26 protein-coding genes are annotated in these 25,645 nt (G+C 70.1%); 13 read left to right on the top strand and 13 right to left on the bottom strand.

All coding sequences use genetic code 11. From position 1 onward, the window contains the following. Nucleotides 1-141 precede the first annotated feature (141 nt). Together ABEA30_RS12175 and ABEA30_RS12170 are read left to right on the top strand one after the other, a co-directional pair. On the top strand, nucleotides 142-561 hold the full coding sequence (locus ABEA30_RS12175) for an RDD family protein (protein WP_345583195.1): 420 nt from the start codon (nucleotides 142-144) through the stop codon (nucleotides 559-561). Between the two features lie 26 nt (nucleotides 562-587). Beyond that, nucleotides 588-1,028 (top strand): DUF1801 domain-containing protein, encoded by a 441-nt coding sequence (locus ABEA30_RS12170; protein WP_345583193.1) that lies wholly within the window; start codon nucleotides 588-590, stop codon nucleotides 1,026-1,028. Here the strand turns inward: ABEA30_RS12170 and ABEA30_RS12165 are convergent. Both ABEA30_RS12165 and ABEA30_RS12160 read right to left on the bottom strand, forming a co-directional pair. Next, the gene (locus tag ABEA30_RS12165; protein ID WP_345583191.1) at nucleotides 1,006-3,114 is read right to left on the bottom strand and encodes a heavy metal translocating P-type ATPase; all 2,109 of its coding nucleotides are present in this window, start codon (nucleotides 3,112-3,114) and stop codon (nucleotides 1,006-1,008) included. The two genes, ABEA30_RS12170 and ABEA30_RS12165, sit on opposite strands and share 23 nt — an antisense overlap. Nucleotides 3,115-3,199: 85 nt before the next feature. After that, nucleotides 3,200-3,673 (bottom strand): heme-binding beta-barrel domain-containing protein, encoded by a 474-nt coding sequence (locus tag ABEA30_RS12160; protein WP_345583189.1) that lies wholly within the window; start codon nucleotides 3,671-3,673, stop codon nucleotides 3,200-3,202. A 49-nt stretch (nucleotides 3,674-3,722) separates the two neighbouring features. Here ABEA30_RS12160 and ABEA30_RS12155 point away from each other — a divergent pair, with 49 nt between their 5' ends. Together ABEA30_RS12155 and ilvD are read left to right on the top strand one after the other, a co-directional pair. Next, nucleotides 3,723-4,541 (top strand): aldo/keto reductase, encoded by an 819-nt coding sequence (locus tag ABEA30_RS12155; protein WP_345583187.1) that lies wholly within the window; start codon nucleotides 3,723-3,725, stop codon nucleotides 4,539-4,541. A gap of 26 nt (nucleotides 4,542-4,567) precedes the next feature. After that, entirely contained in the window at nucleotides 4,568-6,265 is a 1,698-nt protein-coding gene (gene ilvD / locus ABEA30_RS12150; RefSeq protein ID WP_345583185.1) for a dihydroxy-acid dehydratase, read from the top strand. Nucleotides 6,266-6,273: 8 nt separating this feature from the next. Here the strand turns inward: ilvD and ABEA30_RS12145 are convergent, their stop codons facing one another. From ABEA30_RS12145 to ABEA30_RS12110, 8 genes are all read right to left on the bottom strand, one after another. Beyond that, the gene (locus ABEA30_RS12145; RefSeq protein ID WP_345583183.1) at nucleotides 6,274-8,037 is read right to left on the bottom strand and encodes an ABC-F family ATP-binding cassette domain-containing protein; all 1,764 of its coding nucleotides are present in this window, start codon (nucleotides 8,035-8,037) and stop codon (nucleotides 6,274-6,276) included. 3 nt (nucleotides 8,038-8,040) lie between these two features. Beyond that, nucleotides 8,041-8,799, bottom strand: coding sequence for a DUF4191 domain-containing protein (locus ABEA30_RS12140; RefSeq protein ID WP_345583181.1), 759 nt, complete (start codon nucleotides 8,797-8,799; stop codon nucleotides 8,041-8,043). A 14-nt stretch (nucleotides 8,800-8,813) separates the two neighbouring features. After that, nucleotides 8,814-9,746 (bottom strand): lipoyl synthase, encoded by a 933-nt coding sequence (locus ABEA30_RS12135; RefSeq protein ID WP_345583179.1) that lies wholly within the window; start codon nucleotides 9,744-9,746, stop codon nucleotides 8,814-8,816. After that, nucleotides 9,743-11,305 carry a glycosyltransferase family 2 protein gene (locus ABEA30_RS12130; protein WP_345583177.1) on the bottom strand — a complete coding sequence of 521 codons (1,563 nt, stop codon included), beginning with the start codon at nucleotides 11,303-11,305 and terminating at the stop codon, nucleotides 9,743-9,745. The genes ABEA30_RS12135 and ABEA30_RS12130 overlap by 4 nt, the downstream gene beginning before the upstream one ends. 10 nt (nucleotides 11,306-11,315) lie before the next feature. Next, nucleotides 11,316-11,969: a lipoyl(octanoyl) transferase LipB gene (gene lipB / locus ABEA30_RS12125; protein ID WP_345583531.1), complete on the bottom strand. Its 654-nt coding sequence runs from the start codon at nucleotides 11,967-11,969 to the stop codon at nucleotides 11,316-11,318. A gap of 9 nt (nucleotides 11,970-11,978) precedes the next feature. Beyond that, entirely contained in the window at nucleotides 11,979-12,719 is a 741-nt protein-coding gene (locus tag ABEA30_RS12120) for a DUF554 domain-containing protein (RefSeq protein WP_345583175.1), read from the bottom strand. Between the two features lie 64 nt (nucleotides 12,720-12,783). Continuing rightward, nucleotides 12,784-14,598, bottom strand: coding sequence for a 2-oxoglutarate dehydrogenase, E2 component, dihydrolipoamide succinyltransferase (gene sucB / locus ABEA30_RS12115; RefSeq protein WP_345583173.1), 1,815 nt, complete (start codon nucleotides 14,596-14,598; stop codon nucleotides 12,784-12,786). 52 nt (nucleotides 14,599-14,650) lie between these two features. After that, complete coding sequence (locus ABEA30_RS12110) at nucleotides 14,651-16,048, bottom strand: dihydrolipoyl dehydrogenase (RefSeq protein WP_345583171.1); 1,398 nt, start codon at nucleotides 16,046-16,048, stop codon at nucleotides 14,651-14,653. 71 nt (nucleotides 16,049-16,119) lie between these two features. Between ABEA30_RS12110 and ABEA30_RS12105 the strand changes: the two genes are divergently transcribed. Next, nucleotides 16,120-16,464: a hypothetical protein gene (locus tag ABEA30_RS12105; protein ID WP_345583169.1), complete on the top strand. Its 345-nt coding sequence runs from the start codon at nucleotides 16,120-16,122 to the stop codon at nucleotides 16,462-16,464. A 565-nt stretch (nucleotides 16,465-17,029) separates the two neighbouring features. Here ABEA30_RS12105 and ABEA30_RS12100 read toward each other — a convergent pair. After that, nucleotides 17,030-18,538 (bottom strand): leucyl aminopeptidase, encoded by a 1,509-nt coding sequence (locus ABEA30_RS12100; RefSeq protein ID WP_345583167.1) that lies wholly within the window; start codon nucleotides 18,536-18,538, stop codon nucleotides 17,030-17,032. A gap of 55 nt (nucleotides 18,539-18,593) precedes the next feature. On the opposite strand from ABEA30_RS12100, the gene ABEA30_RS12095 reads away from it, so the two are divergent. Further along, entirely contained in the window at nucleotides 18,594-18,920 is a 327-nt protein-coding gene (locus tag ABEA30_RS12095) for a hypothetical protein (RefSeq protein ID WP_345583165.1), read from the top strand. On the opposite strand, the gene ABEA30_RS12090 is transcribed toward ABEA30_RS12095, so the two are convergent. Together ABEA30_RS12090 and ABEA30_RS12085 are read right to left on the bottom strand one after the other, a co-directional pair. Beyond that, on the bottom strand, nucleotides 18,910-19,116 hold the full coding sequence (locus tag ABEA30_RS12090) for a hypothetical protein (RefSeq protein WP_345583163.1): 207 nt from the start codon (nucleotides 19,114-19,116) through the stop codon (nucleotides 18,910-18,912). The two genes, ABEA30_RS12095 and ABEA30_RS12090, sit on opposite strands and share 11 nt — an antisense overlap. A gap of 13 nt (nucleotides 19,117-19,129) precedes the next feature. Further along, on the bottom strand, nucleotides 19,130-19,786 hold the full coding sequence (locus ABEA30_RS12085; protein WP_345583161.1) for a DUF3043 domain-containing protein: 657 nt from the start codon (nucleotides 19,784-19,786) through the stop codon (nucleotides 19,130-19,132). Between the two features lie 156 nt (nucleotides 19,787-19,942). Between ABEA30_RS12085 and ABEA30_RS12080 the strand changes: the two genes are divergently transcribed. The 7 genes from ABEA30_RS12080 to ctaF all read left to right on the top strand — a co-directional run bounded on the left by ABEA30_RS12080 (nucleotide 19,943) and on the right by ctaF (nucleotide 25,585). Next, nucleotides 19,943-20,758, top strand: a complete 816-nt coding sequence (locus tag ABEA30_RS12080; protein ID WP_345583159.1) for a PspA/IM30 family protein — start codon at nucleotides 19,943-19,945, stop codon at nucleotides 20,756-20,758. After that, the gene (pspAA, locus tag ABEA30_RS12075) at nucleotides 20,755-21,090 is read left to right on the top strand and encodes a PspA-associated protein PspAA (protein ID WP_345583157.1); all 336 of its coding nucleotides are present in this window, start codon (nucleotides 20,755-20,757) and stop codon (nucleotides 21,088-21,090) included. The genes ABEA30_RS12080 and pspAA overlap by 4 nt, the downstream gene beginning before the upstream one ends. Beyond that, entirely contained in the window at nucleotides 21,087-21,983 is an 897-nt protein-coding gene (locus tag ABEA30_RS12070) for a glycerate kinase (RefSeq protein ID WP_345583155.1), read from the top strand. The genes pspAA and ABEA30_RS12070 overlap by 4 nt, the downstream gene beginning before the upstream one ends. A gap of 106 nt (nucleotides 21,984-22,089) precedes the next feature. Continuing rightward, complete coding sequence (locus tag ABEA30_RS12065; RefSeq protein ID WP_345583153.1) at nucleotides 22,090-22,434, top strand: HesB/IscA family protein; 345 nt, start codon at nucleotides 22,090-22,092, stop codon at nucleotides 22,432-22,434. A gap of 168 nt (nucleotides 22,435-22,602) precedes the next feature. Then, nucleotides 22,603-23,457 carry an aa3-type cytochrome oxidase subunit II gene (gene ctaC, locus ABEA30_RS12060; RefSeq protein ID WP_453827674.1) on the top strand — a complete coding sequence of 285 codons (855 nt, stop codon included), beginning with the start codon at nucleotides 22,603-22,605 and terminating at the stop codon, nucleotides 23,455-23,457. Then, the gene (gene ctaD, locus ABEA30_RS12055; RefSeq protein WP_386086124.1) at nucleotides 23,454-25,190 is read left to right on the top strand and encodes an aa3-type cytochrome oxidase subunit I; all 1,737 of its coding nucleotides are present in this window, start codon (nucleotides 23,454-23,456) and stop codon (nucleotides 25,188-25,190) included. The genes ctaC and ctaD overlap by 4 nt, the downstream gene beginning before the upstream one ends. Further along, complete coding sequence (gene ctaF, locus ABEA30_RS12050; protein ID WP_345583151.1) at nucleotides 25,187-25,585, top strand: aa3-type cytochrome oxidase subunit IV; 399 nt, start codon at nucleotides 25,187-25,189, stop codon at nucleotides 25,583-25,585. Before ctaD ends, ctaF begins: the two co-directional genes overlap by 4 nt. The last annotated feature ends 60 nt before the right edge of the window (nucleotides 25,586-25,645 follow it).

The raw sequence follows: 25,645 nt of genomic DNA, 5'->3' as shown, positions 1-25,645 counted from the left end.
AGGTGCCGGCGGGGACGCGGCAGAGATCGACCCAGAGTCGACCGACGAGCAACAACATGCGCCGATCATGACATCTCGGAGCCACTGGCGTGAAATCTGTTCGCCAACGGCGCATTCGGATGCGCTGGTAGGCTCCGCCGCGTGACTGCAGCCCCAACCTATCCCGGCGAGAGCATCGGCCTGCCCGAGCGGGGGCGGGGGTCGCTCGCATCGTGGCGGGCGCGCATGGCCGCGATGATCGGTGACTGGGCCGCCAGCATGGTTGTCGCGATCGCGATCTTCGGCACCGAGGTCATGACGGGCACGGGCTGGAAGTCGTTCATGATCATGGCCGTCTACTTCGTCGAGGCCAGCATCCTCACGGCGCTGGCCGGTGGCTCGTTCGGCCAGCTGATCGCCCGCATCGGCATCGTGCGCCTCGACGGGCACCACATCGGGTGGTGGCGAGCCGTCGTCCGCACCGCGCTCAAGTGCCTCGTGCTGCCCGCCGTCGTCATCGGCGCCGAGCGGCGCGCGCTCACCGATCTCCTGCTCGGCACGGTGGTGATCAACCGGAAATAGCGCCGGGCGCATGGCAGGATCGGCCCATGGCCACGAAGAAACGCACCGATGCCGATGCCGAGGGCTTCTCCGCCGAGGAGAAGGCCGCCATGAAGGAGCGCGCCGCAGAGCTCAGGCGCAGCCGTTCCAGCAAGGACCCGGAGGCCGACGTCCTGGCGAAGATCGCCGAGATGGAGGGCGACGACAAGGAGATCGCCGAGGCGCTGCACGCCCTGGTGAAGCAGGTGGCACCTGAGTTGGGGTGCAAGACCTGGTACGGGTTCCCGTCCTACACCGTGGGCAAGGACATCGTGTTCTTCTTCCAGCCGGCCAAGAAGTTCGGCACCCGCTACGGCACGTTGGGGTTCAACGAGATCGCGAAGCTCGACGACGGCGACATCTGGCCCAACGCCTACGCCATCCCGAAGTGGACGGCGCAGGTCGAGCAGCAGGTGACGGCGCTGATCAGGCGTTCGATCGGCGCGTGAGCGAGCCGGGGTCCAGGTCCAGCCTGCGCAGGAGTTGCGCGTTGACGGCCACGACCACCGTCGACAGCGACATGAGCACGGCGCCGACCGACATGGGCAGCGTCACGCCCACCGGTGCCAGGACGCCGGCCGCCAGCGGCACGGCCACCAGGTTGTAGCCGGCCGCCCACCACAGGTTCTGCTTCATCTTCCGGTACGCCGCGTGCGAGAGCTCGATGACGGAGACGACGGCGCGCGGGTCGTCGCCGGCGAGGATCACCCCGGCCGAACCGATGGCGACGTCGGTGCCGGCGCCGATGGCGATCCCGACGTCCGCCTGTGCCAGCGCAGGGGCGTCGTTGACGCCATCTCCGACCATGGCGACCTTCCGGCCTTCGCGCTGCAGCTCCTGCACCTTGCCGGCCTTGTCCTCCGGCCTGACGCCCGCGAAGACCCGCTCGATGCCGAGTTGTGACGCCACCGACTCCGCCACGGCCTGTGCGTCGCCGGTGATCATGACGACCTCGACGCCGCGCCTGCGCAGCGCGTCGACGGCGGCGCGGGACTCGCCGCGGACCTCGTCGACGACCTGGAGCGCCCCGATGGGGGCGCCGTCGGCGAGCACGTGGAGGATGGTGGCGCCCGAGGCCACCCACCGCTGGGTCTCCGGCAGGGGCTCGGCCCCCTCCTGGGTGAGCAGGTGGGGCCCGCCCACCTGGATGCGTCGACCGTCGACCTGGGCGCTCACGCCGACGGCGGGCGACGACGAGAAGTCATGGGAGTGCGGCACGGGGATGCCACGCTCCGCCGCCTGCCGCACGATGGCCTTGGCGAGTGGGTGTTCCGAGTCCGCCTCTGCTGCCGCCGCGAGCGCCAGCACCCGCTCCTGTGCACCGTCGACTGCGTGGACGGCGGCCACCGCCGGGGCGCCGACGGTGAGCGTGCCGGTCTTGTCGAAGAGCACCGCGTCCACGGTGCGCATGGCCTCGAGCGCCAGTCGGTCCTTCACGAGGACGCCGGCCTTGGCGGCACGCTCCGTCGCGATGGACACCACCAGCGGGATGGCCAGCCCGAGGGCATGGGGGCAGGCGATGACCAGCACCGTGATGGTCCGCACGATGGCCTGGTCCGGCACGCCGAGGATCGTCCAGGCGATGGCGGTCACGACGGCGGCCGCCAGCGCGAACCAGAAGAGCCAGGCGGCCGCCCTGTCGGCGACGCGCTGTGCCCTCGACGACGAGTTCTGGGCATCGGAGACGAGCTTGCGGATGCCGGCGAGCGCGGTGTCGTCGCCGACGGCGGTCACCTCGAGGCGGATGCCTGAATCGGTGGCGATGGTGCCCGCCACCACCTGGTCGCCCTCGCCGCGACGCACGGGCTTCGACTCGCCCGTGATCATGGACTCGTCCATGCTCGCCGAACCCTGCGTGATGCGGCCGTCTGCCGGGACCTGGCCGCCGGGCCGCACCACGACGGTGTCGCCCCGCTCGAGGTCGGCGGGGGAGACCAGTTCCGTGCCGCCGTCGGTGATGCGCTCGGCCTCGTCCGGGAGCAGCGCGGCCAGGGAGTCCAGCGCCGAGGTGGTCTGCGCGAGCGAGCGCATCTCCACCCAGTGGCCCAGCAGCATGATCACGATCAGCAGCGCGAGCTCCCACCAGAACTCCAGCTCGTGGTGGAGGACGCCGAGGGTGGCACCCCAGGAGGCGAGGAACGCCACGGTGATGGCCAGCGCGATGAGCAGCATCATGCCGGGCTTGCGACGCCGGGCCTCGTCGAGGGCGCCGGTCAGGAACGGCCGGCCGCCCCACAGGTACATCACGGTCCCGAGCGCGGCGGCCACCCAGATCGTCCAGCCGGGGAGCAGGTAGCCCATCAGGTGCGCGAACATCGGCGACAGTGCCACCACCGGGATGGCCAGCGCCAGCATGATCCAGAACAGCCTGCCGAAGTGGGCCGCGTGCCCCGCGTGCCCGTCATGGCTCGCCATCGTGTCGTGGCCCTCGTGGCCCTCGTGGCCGCCGTGACCCTCGTGCTCGGCGTGTCCGTGGTGAGCCTCGGCTGGGCGGGCCGCCTCGGGTGCGTGGGCGTGGTGCTGGTGAGTGCTCATGGCTCGACCTTAGCATACCCCCGGGGGGTATGGAAGGGCCCGAGCCGTCGGCCTGGGAGGGGCGTCATCGACCCGCAGGAAGGGCCTACTTCGAGCGGGTCAGTTCGGAGGTCAAGTGCCGCTGGATGGGGTACTGGCCGGTGGCCATGTCGAAGCTCGTGGCCAGCTCGTCGCCGATGAGCGTGTACCGGCGGGCCGTCGCATCGACCTGCTTCGCCGTCGACGTGTTGAGGATCTTGCCCTCGAGGTAGATGCGCACTGCCCGGTCGACGGCCTCCAGGTGACCCTCCGCCAATTCCACCTGGCCGGTGGGCTGCGCGAGGACGAACTCGACCCGCTCTGGGGAGGGGAGGCGCAGGTATCCGGTCTCGACGTGCATGAGCTGGTTGTCGGAGTTCCACGTCCGTTGCCGGTAGACGAGGAAGGGCTTGCCGATGTTGGTGAACGTCAGCTCCTCGATGTAGCCATACGGCCTGATGTTGGGGTACTCGCCGTGCCCGGCGCCCTCCCAGGTACCGACGAGCGTTGCCAGGGGCTGCAGTGCTGGGTGGAGGTCCATGGCCTCGAGTCTAGGCGGGGGGGCCGTGGCGCGGTGGCAGAATCAAGCCATGACAGACGACCTGCATCTCCACGACGGCTTCCGCATGCCCGCGCTCGGCTTCGGCCTCTACAAGGTGCCGCCGGACCAGGCCGAGGAGGTCGTGGTAGCCGGCGTCGACGCCGGCTACCGCCTCGTCGACGGCGCGGAGTTCTACGCCAACGAGGCCGAGGTGGGCAGGGCGCTCGGCCGCATCGACATCGACCGCTCGCTGCTCACGGTCACCAGCAAGTTCTGGGGCGAGGACAGTCAGGATCGCGCCGCCGTGCTGGCCTCGTTCGAGGCCACGGAGCGGGCGCTGGGCACCGCGGTCGACATCTACATGATCCACTGGCCACGCCCCAACCGGAACCAGTACGTCGACGTGTGGCGCACCCTCATCGAACTGCGCGACGCGGGCCGCATCCGCTCCATCGGCGTGTCCAACTTCACCGAGGAGCACATCACCCGACTCATCGACGAGACGGGCGTGGTCCCCGTCGTCAACCAGGTGGAGCTGCATCCCTACCTCCAGCAGGAGGGCCTGCGCGAGTTCCATCGTCGGCACGGGATCGTCACGCAGGCGTGGAGCCCGTTGGGCCGCGGGAGGGTGTTGGAGGACCCGACGGTCGCGGAGGTCGCCGCTGCCCACGGCGTCACGCCGGCGCAGGCCATCGTGCGGTGGCACCTCCAGCTGGGCAACTCCGTCATCCCCAAGTCCACCAACCCCGCACGCCTCCGCAGCAACCGCGACGTCGACCACTTCGCGCTCACCGACGACGAGATGGCCGCGTTCTCCAAGCTCGAGCGTGGGCAGCGCTTCGGCACTTCGCCCGACGAGCGGCAGTGAGCGCACCGGAGTCGTAAACTCCGGGAATGGACCAGCATCCAGACCTCAAGCCCCGTTCCCGCCAAGTGACCGACGGCCTGGAGGCCACCGCGGCGCGCGGCATGCTGCGCGCCGTCGGCCTCAGCGACGACGACTTCGCCAAGCCCCAGATCGGCGTGGGTTCCAGTTGGAACGAGATCACCCCCTGCAACCTTTCGCTCGACCGGCTCGCGAAGAAGGCCAAGGAGGGCGTGTTCGCCGCCGGCGGCTACCCGCTGGAGTTCGGCACCATCTCCGTCTCCGACGGCATCTCGATGGGCCACGACGGCATGCACTACTCGCTGGTCTCGCGCGACACCATCGCCGACTCCGTCGAGATCGTGATGCAGGCCGAACGGCTGGACGGGTCCGTCCTCCTCGCCGGCTGCGACAAGTCCGAGCCCGGCATGATGATGGCCGCCGCCCGCCTCGGGCTGGCCTCGGTCTACGTCTACGCCGGCTCGATCATGCCCGGGCACGCGCGGCTCTCGTCGGGGGAGGAGCGCGAGGTCACGATCATCGACGCCTATGAGGCGGTCGGTGCGTGTGCCCGCGGCCTCATGTCCAGGGAGGACGTGACGGCCATCGAGAAGGCCATCTGCCCGGGTGAGGGCGCCTGTGGTGGCATGTACACGGCCAACACCATGGCGTGCGTGGCCGAGGCGATGGGCCTGTCCATCCCCGGGTCGGCCGCGCCGCCCGCCGTCGACGCCCGGCGCGACGTTGCGGCGTTCAAGGCGGGCCAGGCCGTCGTCGGGATGCTACGACAGGGCATCACGACCCGCGACATCATGACCAAGGAGGCCTTCGAGAACGCGATCGCCGTCGTGATGGCCTTCGGCGGCTCCACCAACGCGGTGCTGCACCTGCTGGCCATCGCGCACGAGGCCGACGTCGACCTCACGCTCGCCGACTTCACCCGGATGCAGGCCAAGGTGCCGCACCTCGGCGACCTCAAGCCCTACGGCAAGTACGTCATGTACGACGTGGACCGCGTGGGCGGCGTGCCCGTCATCATGCGGGTCCTCGACGAGGCCGGCCTGATCAACCGCGACTGCATGACGGTCACCGGCAAGACCATCGCCGAGAACCTCGAGGAGCTGGCCCCGCGCCGCCCGGACGGCAAGGTGTTGCGGCCGCTCGACAATGCCATCGCGCCGCGCGGTGGCATCACGATCCTGCACGGGTCGCTGGCGCCCGAGGGTGCCGTCGTGAAGACCGCGGGCTTCGAGACCGACGTGTTCGAGGGCACCGCCCGCGTGTTCGAACGCGAGCGCGCCGCGCTGGACGCGCTCGAGGACGGCACCATCACCGACGGCGACGTGGTGGTCATCCGCTACGAGGGCCCGAAGGGCGGCCCCGGGATGCGGGAGATGCTCGCCATCACCGGCGCCATCAAGGGAGCCAACCTGGGCAAGACGGTGCTGCTGCTCACCGACGGCCGCTTCTCCGGCGGCACCACGGGCCTGTGCGTGGGGCACGTGGCCCCCGAGGCGGTCGACGGCGGCCCCATCGCATTCGTCCACGACGGCGACAGGATCCGCCTCGACGTGAACACCATGACGCTCGACCTCCTCGTCGACGACGCGGAACTCGCCGTCCGGAGGGAGGGCTGGGCGCCGATCGCCCCGAAGTTCACCACCGGCGTGCTCGGCAAGTACCAGAAGCTGGTGGGCTCGGCCAGCCGGGGGGCGGTGCTCGGCTGAGCCCGGCCTTATTCGGCTGCGGTCAGCCAGGCCTCTTCCAACTCGTCCTTCCGAGCCTCCACCGCCTGGAGCTCGGTGGTGAGCCGGGCCAGCCGCTCGTAGTCGCTGGCCGCATCGGTCATCGCGTGGTGCAGCTTCTCGATCTCCGCCTCAGCCTTGGTCAGCTGGCTCTCGATGCGCGCCAGGTCCTTCTTGCGCTGACGCTCAGCCGCCGCGTCCGACTTCGACGCGGGGGGAGTCGACGACGGCGCGGCGGCAGCGTCCGCCGCCTGCGCCCGGCGCCTGCGCTGGAGGTATTCGTCGACCCCGCCTGGCAGCAACACGCACGAGCCATCGCCCAGCAGCGCATGGGTGACGTCGGTGACGCGCTCCAGGAAGTAGCGGTCGTGGCTCACGACGATGAGGGTGCCCGGCCAGGTGTCGAGGTAGTCCTCGATGACGGTGAGCGTGTCGATGTCGAGGTCGTTGGTGGGCTCGTCGAGCAGCAGCACGTTGGGTTCCATCAGGAGGAGCCGCAGGAACTGGAGGCGTCTGCGCTCACCACCGGACAGGTCGCCGATCCGGGCCACCAGCTTGTCGCCGGTGAAGCCGAACTCCTCGAGCAGCGACGACGCGGAGGCATCGCGCCCGGTGGCGAGCTTCGTCTCCTCCCGGAGCCGCTTGACCGACTCGAGCACCCGTTCCTCGTCGTCCAGCTCGGCGACCGCCTGCGACAGGTAGGCCAGCCGCAGGGTCTTGCCGCGCTTGATCCTTCCGCCGTCGGGGGTCCGCTCATCGGCCAGGAGGTCGAGCAGCGTCGTCTTGCCGGCGCCGTTGACGCCCACCAGCCCGATGCGGTCACCCGGGCCGATCGACCACGTCAGCGTGTCCAGCAGCACGCGGTCCTGGACGGCGTAGTCGACGTTGACGAGGTCGAAGACGTCCTTGCCGAGGCGGGTGACGGCGAACTGCTCCAGCGCGAGCTTGTCGCGCGGCGGCGGCTCGTCGGCGATCAGGACGTTGGCGGCGTCGATGCGGAACTTCGGCTTGGAGGTGCGGGCCGGGGCGCCACGCCGCAGCCAGGCCAGTTCCTTGCGGGCCAGGTTCTTGCGGCGCGCCTCGTTGGCCGCGGCCACCCGCTGCCTCTCGACGCGGGCGAGCACGTACGCGGCGTATCCGCCGTCGTAGGCGTCGACCACGCCGTCGTGCACCTCCCAGATGCGGGTGCAGACCGCGTCGAGGAACCACCTGTCGTGGCTGACCACGAGCATTGCCAGCCCGGCCTGGGTGCGGCCCCGCAGGTACTCGGCGAGGAAGGCGATGGCCTCCACGTCGAGGTGGTTGGTGGGCTCGTCGAGCACGATGAGGTCGTGGTGGCCCAGCAGGACGGCGACGAGCTCCACCCGGCGTCGCTCACCACCGGACAGCTTCTCCAGGGGACGCTCGAGCCCGATGTCTGTGAGCAGGGCCTCGACGACGGCGCGCTTGCCCGGGTCTGCCGCCCAGACGTGGTCGGGTTCGCCGCCGACGATGCGGTCGCGGACCGTCTCACCGGGAAGGTTCTCGCTCTGCTGCCGCAGGACGCCGATCGACGCGTTGGTGGCGCGGATCGCGCGGCCGGAGTCCGGCTCGAGTTCGCCGGTCATGATGCGCAGCAGGGTGGTCTTGCCGTCGCCGTTGCGGCCGACGACGCCGATGACCTCGCGGGCCGAGATGCCGCAGGAGACGTCGTCGAGCAGGATGCGGGTGCCGAAGCCGTGCGTGACGGCCTCGAGGTTGACGAGGTTTGCCACGGATCAGCGGCCGCGCATGGCGGACCGGGCGCCCTTCATCGAGATGGGGCCCTTCGGGATGGGGGCCTTGGGGCGCATCGCGTCGAGCGCGCGCAGCCGCTGGCGGACCTCGCCGATCTTCGCCGGGGTGAGCACCTTCGGCATCTTCTTGATGTGGTTGGCGAGCTGGTCGAGGGGCACCTGGCCGGCGGCCCTGCCCATCTGGATCGTCTTGACCTCGACGCCGTAGGAGACCTGCTCGTGCTTGCGCTTTTCGCTCAGGAGGAGGGGCTTGAGGCGGCCGGGCTCGCCCTCGCCGATCAGGATGAGGCCGCCGGGGCCCAGGGTGCGGTGCACGACGTCCATGTTCTTCGTGACCGCGATGACCGGGTCGGAGACCCACTTCTTGGGCAGCATCTGCAGCGCCACCTCGCCTGAACCGGCCTGGCCCTCGTAGCGGGTGTAGACGGCGCGGCGGGCGCGCCAGGCGAACAGCGCCATCGCGCCGAGGAAGCCGGCCGACAGGCCGAGCAGGCCCCAGATCAGCCACTGGTCCATCAGGATGCCGGCCACCAGCAGCAGCACGAACGGCACGACGAAGCCGGCGACCATCAGCCAGGGCAGGGCCTTGTCGTGCTTGGCCGTCATCTTGTAGGTCTCCACAAGCTGGCGCCAACGCCCCCAGTCTGCGGGGTTGGTGGAATTGCGCTTGCGCTCCTTCTCAGCGCGGGCTTCGGCCTTCTGCTTGGCCTCGAAGGCTTTCGCGCGTTCGCTCTTCGCCATGACAGCCTCTCGTGTCAGTTCTTCTTACGGGCGTCCATCGCCGTGCGGTAGAGCCGCCCTGCTCGGTACGAGGAACGAACGAGCGGCCCGGACAACACGCCAGAATATCCGATCTCGCGGGCCTCCTGATCCAGCTCCTCGAACTCCTCCGGCGTGACCCAGCGGTCGATGGGGTGCAGCGTGGCGTTGGGGCGCAGGTACTGCGTGATCGTGATGAGTTCGGCACCGGCGTCGTGAAGGTCCTTCAGCGCCGCGGAGATCTCCTCGCGGGTCTCGCCCATGCCGAGGATGAGGTTGGACTTGGTCACCAGGCCGCGGTCGCGCGACATGCGCAGCACCTCGAGTGAACGCTCGTAGCGGAAGCCGGGGCGGATCCGCTTGAAGATCCGGGGCACGGTCTCGACGTTGTGGGCGAACACCTCGGGCCGGGCGTCGAACAGCTGCCCGAGCAAGTCCTCCTTGCCGGAGAAGTCAGGCGCCAGCATCTCGACGCCGACGCCGGGGTTGACGGAGTGGATCTGGCGGATGGTCTCCGCGTACAGCCAGGCGCCCTCGTCGGGCAGGTCGTCGCGGCACACGCCGGTGATCGTGGCGTAGCGCAGGCCCATCTTCTTCACCGACGCCGCGACGCGGAGCGGCTCGGCCGGGTCGTAGCCGTCGGGCTTGGCGGACTCGATCTGGCAGAAGTCGCAGCGGCGGGTGCACTTGTCGCCACCGATGAGGAACGTCGACTCACGGTCCTCCCAGCATTCGTAGATGTTGGGGCAGCCGGCCTCCTGGCACACGGTGTGGAGGTCGCCGGTGCGCACGATCTGCTGGAGGTCCTGATAGTTCGGGCCCATCTTGGCGGTGGTCTTGATCCACGCGGGCTTGCGCTCGATCGGGGTCTCTGCGTTCTTCGCCTCGACTCTGAGGAGCCGGCGTCCATCTGGCTGCACTGCGGTCACCCCACCAGACTAATACCCCCGGGAGGTGGGTGTCGGCACCGTGTCACCGGGCTGCCCCCGGTCACCTCGGCGTCCGGGCTGTGCTGTCGGTCCTCGCCGGGCTGCCCGGCGCGCCCCGGTGCGGGCGGCGGTGTCGTCTGCTCCTCGAGCGTGGCAGCCAGTTCTTCCGGCGTCTCGGTCTCCCCACTGAACACACCCGTGCGCTCCCAGCGCTGCCAGTCGAGGCCGCGTCGGCGGGAGATGCGCACCAGGCTGCGCACCAGGGCCTGGAACTCGATGGCGTCGACGAAGTAGACCAACAGCCAGGCGAACGGGGCCAGCGGCAGGAGGTTGAGGTTGCGGCGGCGCCGCACGTCGGTCAGCACCTGGAAGGTGATCAGCAGTGCGAGCGCGGCTGCGTAGACGAGGATGGGCAGGAAGTCGTGGCTGACCCATGTGTAGGCGGCGATGAGGGCGAGCAGGACCGGCTCCAGCAGCAGCAGCGCGTCGGCGATCACGGTGACGGGCATCACGAGCCACGCCAACCACAGGTTGTGGCGCGACGCCGTGCTGAGGAACATCCACCGGTAGCGCCAGAACGTGATGAGGCGGCCGTACTTCCAGCGCAACCGCTGCCGCGCCAGACCCACCACGTCGGAGGCGCCCTCCGTCCAGATCACGGCGCGGGGGGCGTACTGCACCCTGCCGCCGGCGTCCTGGATGCGGGTGGACATCTCGATGTCCTCCGTGATGATGGTCTCGTCGAAGCCGCCGATCCTCTGGAAGACGCTGCGCCGGTACGAGGCCGCGGCGCCGCCGACGATGTAGACGGCGTTGAGCAGCGAGTCCGCCTTCTTGAAGAAGAAGGCGTACATGTACTCGAACTGCTGGATCAGCCCGACCACGGAGTCGCGGTTGCCGATCTTCACGTTGCCCGCCACCGACATGACCTTCGGGTCGTCGTACATCCGCACGATCTCCCGGATGGCGTCGGGTTCGACGACGCTGTCGGCATCGACCGTCACGATGAGGTCGCCGGTGGCGAGGGAGAGGGCGGTGTTCATCGCCCGCGACTTGCCGTTGTTCGGCTGGCTGCGGAACACCAGCCGACCCGGGCGGCCGGACGCCTCGTGCTCGCGCACCAGCCGCCGCATGACCTCCTCGGTGCGGTCGGTGGAGCCGTCGTCGACCACGACGAGCTCGACGTCGGGATAGTCGCTGGCCAGGACGGAGCGCACCGTGGCCTCGATCCCGACCTCCTCGTTCCAGGCGGGCACCAGCACGCTGACCGAGGGACGGCGCACCACGCACCGGGCGGCGAGGCGCCGGCGTCTGCGGGACATGACGATCTCGTACAGCGGAGCGAGCACGAGCTGCACGCCGTACCGGAAGAGCGACGGGCCCATGGCCACCAGCACCACCCAGCGCAGCCAGGCGCCGGGCGGTTCCGGGCGCGTGTGCAGGGTGAGGAACGCCCACACCAGCGCGGCGGTGGCGGCGTACCCGAACACGTGAAGCGCGAGTCGACCCATGTGGCGGCCCCTCTCGTCGGGGGTGAGCAGCACGTTACTCCTGCGCACCGCGGCAGGGCTAGGTGTGGAGGAGGTGCTCACGCAGCAGCGGTTCGAGGTCGTGGGCCACTGCGCGGACGGACCAGTCGCCGGGCAGTTCCTCGACGATCGACGTCACGCCGGCGTCGGAGATGCCACAGGGGACGATGTTGCCGAAGCGCTCGGCGGAGCTCAACACGTTCAGCGCGAAGCCGTGCAGGGCCGTGCGCTGGGCGACCCGGACGCCGATGGCGCAGATCTTGCGTTCCGGCTGGAGCCCCGAAGGGGCCAGCCACACCCCGGTGCGGCCCTCGACCCGCCCGGACGCGATGCCGTAGCCGTCGAGCAGGTCGATCACCGCAGCCTCCATGGCGCGGACGTGGTCGACGACGCCGACTCCGTCCGGCAGGTGCACGATGGGGTAGCCGACCAGTTGGCCGGGGCCGTGGTAGGTGATCTCCCCGCCCCGGTCCACCGCGACGACGGGAGTGCCGTCCTTGGGGTAGTCGCTCAGCTTCGTGCGTCGGCCCGCGGTGTAGACAGGGGGGTGCTCCACGAAGATGACATGGCCGGGGCGTGCGCCGGAGGCCACCTCCGCGTGGACGGCGCGTTGGTGGTCCCAGGTCTCCTGGTAGTCGCTGAGCCGGGGCTCGACGCCCAGGCCTCGGTACTCGAACGTCAGCACGGCGGAAATCCTACGCCGTCAGATCAATCCGGCGGCCCACGTGAACACGGGCGCGAGCAGCAGGGCGGGCAGGAGGTCGCCGACGGGGAGCTGCTTGACGGCCAGCAGCCGCAGGCCCAGGCCCAGCAGGATCACCCCGCCCGCGGCGGTCAGCGCGTCGACCTGCGCGGCGGAGAGGAAGTCGCCGGCGAGGTATCCCAGCAGCGTCAGCGAGCCCTGCAGGACCCCGACGGCGGCGGCGGACGCCAGGACGCCCCACCCCAACGTCGAGGCGAACGCCATGGCGGCGAAGCCGTCCAGGGTGGCCTTGACCAGGAGCTGGTCCGCGCCGCGGCCCAGCCCGTCGGAGATGGAGCCGAGGATGGTGAGAGGGCCGACGCAGAACACGAGGGTGGCGATGACCAGGCCGTCGACGAAGCGGTTCTCGTCGCCCGCGCCCCTGAACCTGGTCCGGATCCAGTGGGCGCCCTGTTCGAGGCGGTCCTCGACCCGCAGCCAGGAGCCCAACAGCGTGCCGGTCAGCAACGAGGCGAGCACGACGATCATCGCGGAACGCCCCACGTCGGCTGCCAGGGCCGCGCTGTTCATTGAGACGACGGAGAACCCGCCCAGCACCATCGTGAACAGGCCGAGCACCGAGGTGACGGTGTCCTTCGTGCGTTCAGGGATGCGGTTGCCGAGCGCCAGCCCGATGAGCGAGCCGACGATGACGGTGGCCACGTTGACGACGGTACCGATGCCGATGAACACGTCCGTCATCAAATCAGACGCAGGAACCCCCGGCCAAGGCCGGGGGTTCCTGTCTCGTGGGACGAGCTGGCGATCAGATGCCGAACTCGCCGCCGAAGTCGCCGTCCTCCAGGCGCTCCTTCACGGCGGAGAGGAAGCGCGCCGCGACCGCGCCGTCGATCAGGCGGTGGTCGTAGCTGAGCGAGAGGTACATCATGTGGCGGATCGCGATCGACTCCGTGCCGAAGCGGTCCTCGACGACGACCGGGCGCTTCACGAGCGCGCCGGTGCCGAGGATGGCCACCTGGGGCTGGTTGACGATCGGGGTGTCGAACAGCGTGCCGGCCGAACCGTAGTTCGTGATGGTGAACGACCCACCCGAGAGCTCGTCCGGGCCGACCTGACCCGTGCGGGTGCGGGCGGCGAGGTCACCGATCTTCTTTGCCAGTCCGGTGAGGTTGAGGTCACCGGCGTCCTTGATGACGGGCACGAGCAGGCCGCGCTCGGTGTCGACCGCGATGCCGACGTGTTCGCCGTCGGCGTAGGTCATGGTGCCGGCCTCGGTGTCGATCGTGGCGTTGACGATCGGGAACTGCTTGAGCGCCTCCACCGCGGCGGCCGTGATGAACGGCAGGTACGACAGCGAAGCGCCCTCGCGACGCTTGAAGTCGTCCTTGACCTGGTTGCGGATGTGGCTGATCGCGGTGAGGTCGACCTCCACGGTGGCGGTCAGCTGGGCCGAGGTCTGCAGCGACTCCACCATGCGCGAGGCGATGACCTTGCGCAGGCGGGAGAGCTTCTCCGTCTTGCCGCGGACCTGCTCGGCAGCCGCGGGGGCGGCCTTCGGGGCAGCGGCGGCGGGAGCGGCGGGAGCAGCGGCCTTCGGGGCCTCGGCGGCGGGGGCCTTCTTTGCGGCCTCGGCCGCGTCGACGACGTCCTGCTTGCGGATGCGGCCGCCGACGCCCGTGCCCTTGACGGAGCTCAGGTCGACGCCGTGTTCCTTGGCGAGCTTGCGCACCAGCGGGGTCACGTAGGTGCCATCGGCGGAGGCCTCAGCGGCGCGGCGCGCAACGGCTGCCTCGACGGCGGCGGAGTGCTCCTGCTTCGGCTCCTCCTTCTTCTGCTCGGGCTGGGCCTGCGGTGCGGGCTGGGCCTGCGGAGCGGGCTGTGCCTGCGGTGCCGGGGTGGGCTCGGGCTGCGGGGCCGGGGTGGGTTCAGGAGCGGCCTGCGGGGCGGGGGCGGCCTCGGGGGCCGGGGCGGCGGCCGCTGCGGAGGCGTCACCGACGATGGCGAGCACGTCGCCGACGTTGGCGGTCTCGTCCTCCTGGAAACGGATCTCGAGGAGCGTGCCGGCCACGGGGCTGGGGATCTCGGTGTCGACCTTGTCGGTGGAGACCTCGAGGAGCGCCTCGTCGGCCTCGACGGTGTCGCCGACGGCCTTGAGCCAGCGGGAGATGGTGCCCTCGGTGACCGATTCGCCCAGCGCGGGGAGTGTCACCTCGGTGCCGGAGGCGGAGCCGCCACCGGCCGGGGCGGCAGCGGCCTGCTGCTCGGCCGCGGGCGCGGCCTCCGCGACGGGGGCCTCCTCGGCGGCCTGGGGCTCGGGCTCGGGCTGCGGCTCGGGAGCGGCCTCGGCAGCCGGTGCCTCGTCGCTGGCGGCGGGCGATTCGCCGGCCTCGCCGATAACGGCCAGCACGGCGCCGACCTCAGCCACGTCGTCCTCCTCGAAGCGGATCTCGAGGAGCGTGCCCGCAACCGGGCTGGGGATCTCGGTGTCGACCTTGTCGGTAGAGACCTCGAGCAACGGCTCGTCGGCCTCGACAGCGTCTCCGACCGCCTTCAACCAGCGAGAAATGGTGCCTTCCGTGACGGATTCGCCCAATGCTGGGAGGGTGACTTCGGTTGACATGTGGTTGTGGCTCCTTTGCGTACCGTGATTGTTTCCCACCCTATATGGCATTTCAGCCATGCATGTGCAGTGGTCGTCCACTGAGCGCCCAGTTCGCCTCCGCGAGGGACTCGCCCAACGTGGGGTGGGCGTGGACGATTCCGGCGACGTCCTCGGGGGTCGCCTGCCAGCCCACCAGCAGCGCTCCCTCGCCGATCAACTCGCCGACCTCCTCGCCGATCAGGTGGACGCCGACGATGGCGCCTCCCGGCTCACGCACCAGCCGCACCCGTCCGCTGTCGCGCACCCCCGGAGCCTTCTGGATCCGGCTGCGGCCGTTGCCGGAGAGCGGGTAGTCGACGACCTCGGCGTCCGGCCCGGCCTGTTCGGCGGTCAGCCCCACCGAGGCCAGCTGCGGGGAGGAATAGGTGATGCGGGGGATGTCGCGGTCACGGGGAAGGGTGGGGCGCCCCGGGTGTCGCCCCTGCAGCTGGGCGATCCGCTCCGCGAGGAACAGGCCGTGCGCGTAGCCCCGGTGCGCCAGTTGCGGGCCGGCCACGACGTCGCCCGCCGCGAACACGCCGCGCACCGAGGTCTGGAGGTTCTCGTCGACGACCACGTGGCCCGAATCCGACAGCGAGGCGCCGGCCTCGGCGAGGCCGAGCGACTCCGTGGCCGGCCTGCGGCCGACCGCCACCAGGAGCACGTCGGCGCTGACCCCGGCCGCGCCGACCTTGGCGGTCACGCCGTCGCCGACCTCGACGTCGGTGAGGGTCGCGCCCAGCCGCACGTCGATGCCGCGGCTGATGAGTTCGGCCTTGAGGATGCTGGAGTGGGCGGGCTCCTCGCCCGGGAGGAGCCGGTCCATGGCCTCGACCAGGGTCACGGCGACGCCGAGGTCCGTCCACAGGGACGCGATTTCGACGCCGATCACGCCGCCGCCCAGCACGATCGCGGAGGCGGGCAGCGCGTCGAGGCGCAGGGCGTGGTCGCTGGTGAGGACGCGTTCGCCGTCGACCGGCAGGCCGAGCGTGACAGGCCGCGCCCCGGTGGCCACCACCACGGCCCTGGCCTGGTAGCGGGCGTCGCCGACCTCGACCCCCGGCCCGCCGTCGTCGACGGAGACGATGCCGCGCTCCTGCACCAGCGTGATGCCCCGGGCCGCGATGAGGCCGGCCAGGCCCTTGTGCAGCGGCTTGATGACACCGTCGACGTAGCGCCGCAGCGCCGGCACGTCGGTGTCGCCGAGCGTGGCGCCGATGCCGAACGCGTCGGCCTTCGCCACGGTGCTGCGCACCTTCGCGGCCTGCAGCCACGCCTTGGCGGGGATGCAGCCCCGGTGCAGGCACGTGCCGCCGACGGGGGTGTCGTCGAACAGCGCCACCCGGAGGCCCAGTTGGGCGGCCCGCAGCGCGCAGGCATAGCCGGCGGAACCGGCGCCGAGGATGGCCAGGTCGAACGGGTGCGTCATGGGCGCCAGTCTTTCACGTCCTGGGCGGGGCTGGCCCGCCGCGCTTCCTGCCACTGGGCATAATGGCTTTCGTGGGATGGTTCCGACGCAAGAAGAAGCAGGCCGAGGCGGCGCGCGACTCGAAGGAGATCGCCGACGCCCTGTTCCAGCACCTGAGCGCGTTCGTGACCACCCGCCGAGGCGTCGAGGCCTGGGTGGAGCAGCCCACGTCGTTCAACAAGCCCTCGATCCTCCTCGTGGCCGCGGACGGCGAGTCCACCCGACGGGGCCTCCCCAGTGCGGAATACGGCTACGAGTTCGCCGATGCGCACCACATCCCGTGCTACGACGCCGGCGTGGTGCCCTACCCCAAGCGCATGCGTGAATACGGCCTGAAGGCCAAGCAGGAGGCCCGCCGCGCAGCCGACGGCCGCTGAGCCCCGGGCAGGTCGTGGTTCGAACCAAAGCCGGTGCGCCGTGGGGAAGGGGGCGGGTTCTCGCCCAACGGGAGCCCATCGGCCGTTGCGCGAAGACCCCGGGGGATGGTTGCGGCCCTGACGCGGTCAACGGCCTCTCCCGAACGCCCGAGCCTACCCTGAACCCGCCCCCTTCCCCACGGCTGGTCCCTTGCGCCTGCTGGGGGTTGGGCCCGGCGGCTGTGGCCGCCCAGGCGTGAAGGAGTGGCCGGTGGCGGGGGTGTGCAAGTGCGTGAGGCGGACCCGACCCGCGCCGGGGTAGTTGTTGCCCGGACTCGGCGGCCAACTGCCGGACCCACCCCGTCGCCGGGCGCTCCGGGGACTTGGCCGCGTACGGTGTCGGACGCAACCACGTCGCGTGTGAGGGGTCGAAGCGGAGGACGGGTGTTGAAGGGCGCGAGTTCAGAGTCCACGCCGTGACGCGACCACCGAACGTCGCCCGCGGCAGCACGGGGAACACTCGCGCCCTTCTTCACCCGACCTCCGCGGATCCGGACCTGCGCGGCCCCCGCGGCTGAGTACGAGATCAGCGCGCGGCCAGGTGAGCCGCCAAGGCGACCAGGGTGCGCACGCCGACCCCGGTGCCGCCCTTGGGCGTGTACCCGTAGGCCTCCTCCGGGTTCTCCGCCGGGCCCGCGATGTCCAGGTGCGCCCAGCCGATGCCCTCCGGGACGAAGCGTTCGAGGAACGCGCCAGCCACCAGGGCCCCGCCCCAGCGGTTCGAGGCGCCCGAGCGCATGTCGGCCACCGTCGACTTCAGCAGCCCGCGGACGTAGTCGGTCAGCGGCAACTCCCAGAAGTCCTCGCCGGCGGACTCCGCGGCGTCGAGCAGCAGGTCGGAGGTTTCCTCACCGTTGGTGATCAGCCCACCGGTGCGCAGGCCCAGCGCCACCATGCAGGCGCCCGTGAGCGTGGCCACGTCGACGATCAGGTCGGGCGAGTCCTGCGCCGCACGGCCGATCGCGTCAGCCATGACGAGCCGACCCTCCGCGTCGGTGTTGTAGTTCTCGACCGTCTGGCCGTCGAACATCGTCAGCACGTCGCTGGAGCGGTAGGAGGTGCCCGACGGCAGGTTCTCTGCCAGGGCCGCGTAGCCGGTGACCTTGATGCGCAGACCGGTCTCGGCGATGGCATGGACTGCGGCGATGACCGCCGCGGCGCCCGACATGTCGAACTTCATGCCGGCCATCTGGCCCGCCGGCTTGATGTCGAGCCCGCCGGAGTCGAACGTGATGCCCTTGCCCACCAGCGCGAGGTGCGCGGTGGCGCCGCGCGGCGCGTAGGACATCCGCACGAGACGCGGCTTCCGGGCCGAGCCGCCGCCGACGGCGAGGATGCCGCCGTAGCCGCCCTTCTCCAGCGCCTTCTCGTCCAGCACCTCGACGGTGACCTTCTGGTCCTTGAGGTACGCGCGGGCCGCCTCGGCGAAGGTCTCCGGGTACAGCAGGTTCGGGGGAGTGTTGGTCCACGTGCGGGCCTGGCACACGGCCTCGGTGACGACGGCCGCAGACTCGACGGCGGCCTTGGCGGCGCTGCTGGCGACGGGCGAGACCACCGTCACCGACTCGATCGGCGCGGGGCCCGGTTCCGCCTTGATCGGGGTGAAGCGGTAGGCGCCGAGCAGCGCGCCCTCGCCGGCGGCCTGGATCAGTTCGGGGTCCGACAGCTCGAGGGACACCGCGACGGCGAGGCCGGCCACGTCCGGCAGCGCGGCGATGGTGCGCAGGCCGTTGCCCGCAGCGGTGCGCACGCCGTCGGGGGTCACGTCGGCGCTGCCGAGACCCACGACGAAGATGCGCGTGCCGTCGACGGCGGGCAGGGCCACGACGGAGCCCTCCTTCGCGGCGGCGCCCATCGCGTCGGCCATGGCGGCGACGTTGGTGCCGTAGGCCTTCTGGCACGCCTTGTCCAGGGCGGGCAGCAGGCCGACGAGGGCCGGCTCGTCCTGGTTGATGGTCGCCATGCCCAGCAGCACCGCGTCGGCGCGCTTGGGGAGGGTGGTGGACAGGGTGAGTTCAGGGCACAGTTCAGTCACGCGGCCAGCCTAGCCAACAGGGTCCTTCCGCCGGCGGGCTGCTACCTTGTGCGGCATGAAGCGTGTCGGGCTGTGGGCATTCGTCGTCGCCGGGATCGCCATCGTGGCGTGGGCGGTGGCGTCGTGGGTGTCGCCGACCATGATGTGTCGGGGCGTCGAGATGGGCCCCGGCGACACGTGTGAGTACTCCAGCCGCACCGACGAGCACACCGGACAGGTGCAGACCTACGAGGAGCGGGTCGCGGTGGCCCGCAGCCAGGCCCCGTTCGCGGTGGCCACGGGGCTGGGCATGGCGGCGTTCGGCGGCTGGCTCCTGCGCCAGGACGTGGTCGCGGCGAGGGCGGCCAAGGGCAGCGAGGCCCGAGCGGGCCTCAGGGATTGAGCGACATCGGGCCGTACACGAGGCGGTCCTCCTCGTATAGGCTCACCTCCGTGACGCCGTGCTCCAACAGGTCGTCGAAGAACAGCGTGAGCCATTCCTCGGCGCGCGTCTGGTCGTCGAACTCCTGCACCAGGCCGTCAGCCGCCAGGTCGGATTCGGCGTAGGTCCCGGCGGTGGGCCGCCAGCGGTAGCTCACGGCTGCCCCTGGCTCAGATCGCCTCGCCGCGCTTGACGCGCGGCCCGGGCTGACGGAAGCGGCGGATCATGAGGGCGCGGTTGAACATGTAGACCAGCAGGCCGCGCCTGGGCTCGTTCGGGTGCCGTTCGGCGAGCAACTTCTTGAAGCCGCGCCACATGATCGCCACGTTGATGATGGTGATGGCCAACAGCACCCACAGGCCCATGGCGATGTAGCTCGAGAGCACCGGGTTCTGCATGGTGACCATGACGCCCACCATGACGAGGATCATCGCCGGCAGCATGAACTCTGCGACGGTCCAGCGGGTGTCGACGTAGTCGCGGGCGAGGGCACGGGCGGGGGAGTTCTCCGTGCGCTCCCACGCGTCCATGCGCGCCTGCGAACGGGCCTGGGCGTCCGCCTTGCGCTGCTGCTTCGGGGTCAGGGTGGGGTGGAGCCGGTCCATGCGGGCCGCCTCGGCCTGCCGGCGGCTGGGGGTGGCACCCTCCTTCTTGCGCGTGACCTTGATCTTCTGCGCGGGGGGCTCGACGACGGGCTCCACCGGCGTCGAGGGCTGCGCCGCCGCCTTCTCCGCCTTCGCCGCGGCCTTGGCGCCCTTCGGGGTGAGCGCCGCCATGCGGTCTGTCGACGTCGATTGCTTGCGCTCGTAGGGGCGGAAGAGGGCCACGGCGGGGAGTCCTTCTGGTCGGAGGGGGTTCGGCGGCCCATCATACCGGGCGCTCCCGCGTGTTCAGGGTCAGCTCAGGGGCCTCTGGGGCTGCCGTGGCTCCGGATGCGCGCTAACCTCGAGGTTGAACACCGCACGTTCCTGGAAGGACACCTCGTGGCCAGCATTTTTGAACGCATCGCTCTGGTCTTCCGGTCGAAGGCCAACAAGGCGCTCGACAAGTACGAAGACCCGCGCGAGACGCTTGACTACTCGTACCAGAAGCAACTCGAACTCCTGCAGAACGTGCGTCGCGGCGTGGCCGACGTCGCCACCAGCCGCAAGCGGGTGGAGTTGCAGGCGTCGAAGCTGAACTCGGAGGTGGAGCGGCTGCAGTCGGCCGCCCAGCGTGCGCTCGAATCCAACCGCGAGGACCTGGCACGGGAGGCGCTGACCCGCAAGGCCGGCCTGCAGACCCAGCTCGACGACCTTCAGGCCCAGCACGCGCAGCTGCAGGGCGAGGAGGAGAAGCTGGTGCGCGCCAGCTCCCGCCTCCAGGCGAAGGTCGATGCGTTCCGCACCCGCAAGGAGACCATCAAGGCCACGTACTCGGCCGCCGAGGCGCAGACCCGCATCAACGAGGCCTTCACGGGCATCTCGGAGGAGATGAGCGACGTCGGCTTGGCCATCCAGCGCGCCGAGGACAAGACGCTGCAGCTGCAGGCGCGTGCCTCCGCCGTCGACGAGCTGCTCGCCACCGGCGCCCTCGATGACCCCACCGGCACGGTCCGCGACGACATCACCCGCGAACTGGACGCCCTGGCGGCGGATTCCTCCGTGGAGAACGAGCTGGCCCGGATGAAGGCCGAGCTGACGGGCGGCCCCGCCGCGCGTCCCGAACTGCAGTCCGGCCCGCAGGGCGCGGCCACCGAGCCCGCCCCCCAGGCGACCCCCGACGTCTACCAGACCGGACAGGGCGGGGAGCGGGCATGATCGTTCGCATCATGGGCAGGGGCCAGTGGGTCCTCGAGCCGGAACACCTCATCGAACTCAACGAGCTGGACCGCCAGCTGGAGGACGCGGTCGAGAAGGGTGACCAGGAGGCGCTGGCCGCGTCCCTGCGGGCGCTGAGCGAGGGCGTGCGCCGCCTCGGCGTCGAGGTGCCCGACGACGTGATCGCCGAGTCCGACCTCGTGTTGCCGGACACTGACGCCAGCGTCGAGGAGGTCCGCGAGCTCCTCGACTCCACCAGCGAGTACTACGGCATCTTCCCCGACGCCGACGGCGAGCTGGCGGAGGGCGACCAGGAGTCCACCGTCCTGTGAGGGTGGTCGTCGCCACGGACGCGATCTCCGGGCTGAGCCCGTCGGCCGCGTCGGAGACCATCGCGCGTGCGTTCGCCGGCAAGGGCGCCCAGGTCGCCGTCGTGCCCCTCGGGGTCGACGGCGACGCGCTCGCCGAGGCGGCCCGCGTCGCTGCGCCCGGGGCGGTGTTCATCCGGGCCCGCAGCGCGGCGGAGGCGGCCGAGGCGCTGGCGGACGGTGAGGGCGACGACGTGGTCGTCGACCTCACCGAGTGTCCGGTGGACGACCTCGGCCGCAGCATCCTCGCCGCCTTCGGGGAGGACCCGGCCACGGCCCTCTCCGCAGCCCGCGCCGCCTGGCACGGACGCAAGCTGGTGGCGCTGGTGCCCCCGGGTGAGGTCGCGCGCCCGCTGACCGGCCTCGAGGGCCACGCCTCGACGGTGCTGCGCGCCGCGGGTGCCACGCTGCAGGAGATCCTGACCTTCGATGCCGATGCCGAGCGGTGGGCTGCGAGCCTCGGGCTCGAGCCCGGCCCCGGGTCGGGCGCCGCTGGGGGAGTGGGCCTGCTGGTCACCGCCTTCGGTGGCCGCGTCGTCGACCCGCTGGAGTGGTTGGCGGGGCGCTACGGGCTCGGCGGCACGTTGGCCCGGGCGGACCTGGTGGTCACGGGCGCAGAGCTGATGGAGTTCCACGAGGTCGGCGGTCCGGTGGTGAAGCGGGTCGTGGCGTGGGCGGAGCAACACCTGCGGCCGGTGATCGCGATCGCCGGGCGCAACTACATCTCGTCGCGCGAACTGCGCAACGCCGGGCTGGAGACCGCCCACGCGCTGCGCGAGGGCGCGGCTGACGACACCTCCAGCCCCGAGGAACTCGAGGCTGCAGCCGGCCGCATCGCGGCGTCCTGGACCTGGTAGTTCGCCGGCGGCGAATCTGCCGTGCGGACTCTGCTCTGGGGTTTCGGGCTTGTCGGGCGTAGACTCGCTGCGACTTCACACATCCGAACCACTTGGAGAAACAGCCGTGACCGATACCCAGACCGCCCAGGGCGTTGTCCTCACCGATGTCGCCGTCGAGAAGGTGCGTGCCCTGCTCGACGCAGAGGGCCGCGACGACCTGTCGCTGCGGATCGCCGTGCAGCCCGGTGGCTGCTCGGGTCTTCGTTACCAGCTCTACTTCGATGACCGCGCGCTCGACGGCGACGTGGCCACCGAATACGACGGCGTCACCGTCGTCACCGACAAGATGAGCGCCCCCTACCTCGGCGGCGCCAGCATCGACTTCATGGACACCATCGAGAAGCAGGGCTTCACCATCGACAACCCCAACGCGGGCGGCTCGTGCGCCTGCGGCGACTCGTTCCACTGAGCCTTCGCATATACCACCTCGCGCGCGAGTCGCGCGATTCTACGCCACCCCGTTGGAGACGCATCACCCGGGGTGGCTTTTATGCGTTAAGGTGGCTCCAGCAGTGCTGGCCCCTGCTCTCACAACGGTGGAAACAGGGGCTGAAACGGTAGAACGGAAGGGCAACTAGTGAGTGGCAAAACTGCGCCGTCGAGACGATGGGTCCGTGGGGCTCTGGCAGCTGGACTTCCCGTGGCGCTGGTCGCCCTGACAGCGTGCTCCGAGGGCGCGGCGCGCCTGGGCCTGCCGGAGGCCGCGACGGAGCAGGCCCCCAATGTCGGAAACCTCTGGCTGGGCGCATGGATCGCCTCGTTCGCCGTCGGTGGCCTCGTCTGGGGCCTCATCATCTGGGCCATCATCCGGTACCGCCGCCGCGAGGGCGACGCCCCGGCGCCGCGGCAGACGACCTACCACCTGCCGCTGGAGCTGCTCTACACCCTCGTGCCGTTCCTCATCGTCGGCGTCATGTTCTTCTACACGATCAAGGCGCAGGACGCCATGGTCGAGCAGGACTCGGAGCCCGACGTCGTGATCAACGTCATCGGCCAGAAGTGGTCCTGGACCTTCAACTACATGGAGGAGGGCAACCCGGACGTGGGCACCAACGCCCACGAGATCGGCACCCTCGAGCGCATCCCAGACCTGTACCTGCCGGTCAACAAGCGCGTGCGGTTCAACCTGGAGTCGGCCGACGTCATCCACTCGTTCTGGGTCCCGTCGTTCTACTTCAAGCTGGACGTCATCCCCGGCCACTCGAACTCCTTCGACGCCACGCCCAACAAGCTGGGCACCTATGACGGCAAGTGTGCCGAACTCTGTGGAGAGTTCCACTCGCTGATGCTGTTCAAGGTCCACGTCGTCTCCGAGGAGGAGTACGAAGCCAAGGTTCGCGAACTCGCCGAGAGCGGCAACGCCGGCGAGCGCAAGCTCGAACCAGCCAAGCAGGCGGTCCTGCAGACCGCCGCACCTGAGGAGCAGAAGTGAGCAGCGCAAGCATCACCAATCGCACCACGGTCAGCGACGCCGCGCCGGCGCACGCCGCCGTGGAGACGCACCGCCTGGGCACCCAGGTCATGAAGTACTTCACGACGACCGACCACAAGGTCATCGGCAACATGTACTTCGTCACGGCGTTCATCTTCTTCCTGATCGGCGGCGTGCTCGCCCTGGGCATCCGCGCGGAGCTGGCCAGCCCCGGCATGGACTACATGAACTACGAGACGTTCAACCAGTTCTTCACCATGCACGGCACGATCATGCTGCTGATGTTCGCGACTCCGATGTTCTCCGGGTTCGCCAACGCCATCCTGCCGCTGCAGCTGGGCGCGCCCGACGTGGCGTTCCCGCGCATGAACGGCTACGCCTTCTGGCTGTACGTCTTCGGCGCCGTCATGGCCTGCACCGGCTTCGTGATGCCCGGCGGCGCGGCCAGCTTCGGCTGGTTCGCCTACGCCCCGCTCTCCAACTCGATCCACTCGCCCGGCATGGGCCACGACCTCTGGATCATGGGCCTCTACCTCCTCGGCCTGTCGTCGATCCTCGGCTCGGTGAACTTCATCACCACGATCATCACGATGCGCGCCCCGGGCCTGACCATGTTCCGCATGCCGATCTTCTGCTGGAACATCCTGGTCACCTCGATCATGGTGCTCATCGCCTTCCCGGTGCTGGCCGTGGGCCTGCTGGCGCTGGAGGCCGACCGCGTCCTGGGCGCCCACATCCTCGACCCGTCGTCGGGCGGACCCATCCTGTGGCAGCACCTCTTCTGGTTCTTCGGCCACCCCGAGGTCTACATCATCGCCCTGCCGTTCTTCGGCGTGATCACCGAGGTGTTGAGCGCCTTCAGCCGCAAGCCCGTCTTCGGCTACTACGGCCTGGTGTTCGCGACGCTGGCCATCGGCGCGCTGTCGGTGTCGGTGTGGGCGCACCACATGTTCGTCACCGGTGCGGTGAACCTGCCGTTCTTCGCCTTCATGACGTTCCTGATCGCGGTGCCGACGGGCGTGAAGTTCTTCAACTGGGTTGGCACCATCTGGAGGGGATCGTTGACGCTGAACACGTCGATGACCTTCGCGATCGGCTTCCTGGTCACGTTCCTCTTCGGTGGCCTCACCGGCATCATCCTCGCCGCACCGGCACTGGACTTCCAGGTCTCCGACACCTACTTCGTCGTGGCGCACTTCCACTACGTCCTGTTCGGCACCGTCGTGTTCGCGATGTTCGCCGGCTTCTACTACTGGTGGCCGAAGTTCACCGGCCGCATGCTCAACGAGACGTGGGGCAAGGTGCACTTCTGGACGCTGTTCGTCGGCTTCCACACCACGTTCCTCGTGCAGCACTGGCTGGGCGTGGGCGGCATGCAGCGCCGCATCGCAGACTACGGCGCCTGGGAGGGCTTCACCTTCCTGAACCAGCTGTCCACGTTCGGTGCGTTCCTCCTGGGCGTCTCGATGCTCCCGTTCCTCTGGAACGTGTGGATCACCCGCAAGGCTCCGCTGGTGGGCGTCAATGACCCGTGGGGCTGGGGCCGCTCCCTCGAGTGGGCCACCTCCTGCCCGCCGCCGCGGCACAACTTCGACTCGCTGCCGCGCGTGCGTTCCATCAGCCCCGCGCTGGACGCCGCTCGTCCCGAGCTCGCCACCCACCACATCGACGGTCCGGGCGAACTGCTCGACGACGACACCCACGCTCCCGAGCTGGAAGGTTCCACCAAGTGAAGCCCGAGAAGTATTCGTTCTGGTTCGTCTTCATCTTCTTCGCGATCGTCACGCCGGCCTACTGGTTCGTGTCGGGCGAGGTGGCCGGCACGTTCGTGCTGGGCGCCACCGGCCTGCTCGGTGGCTTCATCGCGGCCTTCCTGACCCTCCAGGCACGCAACTTCGATCCGCGTCCCGAGGACCGTGAGGACGCCGAGGTCGTCGAGGGCGCCGGTGACATGGGCTTCTTCGCCCCGAAGTCGATCTGGCCCTTCTGGGCCGCCGTCGTGACCGCCGGCATCTGCCTCGGCCCCGCGCTGCACCAGGCGTGGATCACCATCCTGTTCATGGGCGTCGGCGTCTGGGCCTGCTCCGGCTGGGTCCTCGAGTTCTACCGCGGCGACTACAAGCACTGAGTCGTCCGTCACGCGAAGAAGCCCGCCCCCCAGCGAGGGGGCGGGCTTCTTCGTCGTCCG

It is taken from the genome of Tessaracoccus lubricantis (genome assembly GCF_039544535.1).
In the GTDB taxonomy this organism is placed as follows: domain Bacteria; phylum Actinomycetota; class Actinomycetes; order Propionibacteriales; family Propionibacteriaceae; genus Arachnia; species Arachnia lubricantis.
The sequence above is the reverse complement of the archived record's forward strand: the minus strand, read 5'-3'. Positions and strand labels throughout refer to the sequence as shown.

What these genes read in the sequence shown, in the direction of transcription:
- ilvD (WP_345583185.1), top strand. Translation starts at nt 4,568, where the DNA reads ATGGACCAGCATCCAGACCTCAAGCCCCGTTCCCGCCAAGTGACCGAC.
- ABEA30_RS12110 (WP_345583171.1), bottom strand. Translation starts at nt 16,048, where the DNA reads ATGACGCACCCGTTCGACCTGGCCATCCTCGGCGCCGGTTCCGCCGGC.
- sucB (WP_345583173.1), bottom strand. Translation starts at nt 14,598, where the DNA reads ATGTCAACCGAAGTCACCCTCCCAGCATTGGGCGAATCCGTCACGGAA.
- ABEA30_RS12140 (WP_345583181.1), bottom strand. Translation starts at nt 8,799, where the DNA reads ATGGCGAAGAGCGAACGCGCGAAAGCCTTCGAGGCCAAGCAGAAGGCC.
- ABEA30_RS12165 (WP_345583191.1), bottom strand. Translation starts at nt 3,114, where the DNA reads ATGAGCACTCACCAGCACCACGCCCACGCACCCGAGGCGGCCCGCCCA.
- ABEA30_RS12170 (WP_345583193.1), top strand. Translation starts at nt 588, where the DNA reads ATGGCCACGAAGAAACGCACCGATGCCGATGCCGAGGGCTTCTCCGCC.
- ABEA30_RS12155 (WP_345583187.1), top strand. Translation starts at nt 3,723, where the DNA reads ATGACAGACGACCTGCATCTCCACGACGGCTTCCGCATGCCCGCGCTC.
- ABEA30_RS12120 (WP_345583175.1), bottom strand. Translation starts at nt 12,719, where the DNA reads ATGACGGACGTGTTCATCGGCATCGGTACCGTCGTCAACGTGGCCACC.
- ABEA30_RS12095 (WP_345583165.1), top strand. Translation starts at nt 18,594, where the DNA reads ATGAAGCGTGTCGGGCTGTGGGCATTCGTCGTCGCCGGGATCGCCATC.
- pspAA (WP_345583157.1), top strand. Translation starts at nt 20,755, where the DNA reads ATGATCGTTCGCATCATGGGCAGGGGCCAGTGGGTCCTCGAGCCGGAA.
- ABEA30_RS12160 (WP_345583189.1), bottom strand. Translation starts at nt 3,673, where the DNA reads ATGGACCTCCACCCAGCACTGCAGCCCCTGGCAACGCTCGTCGGTACC.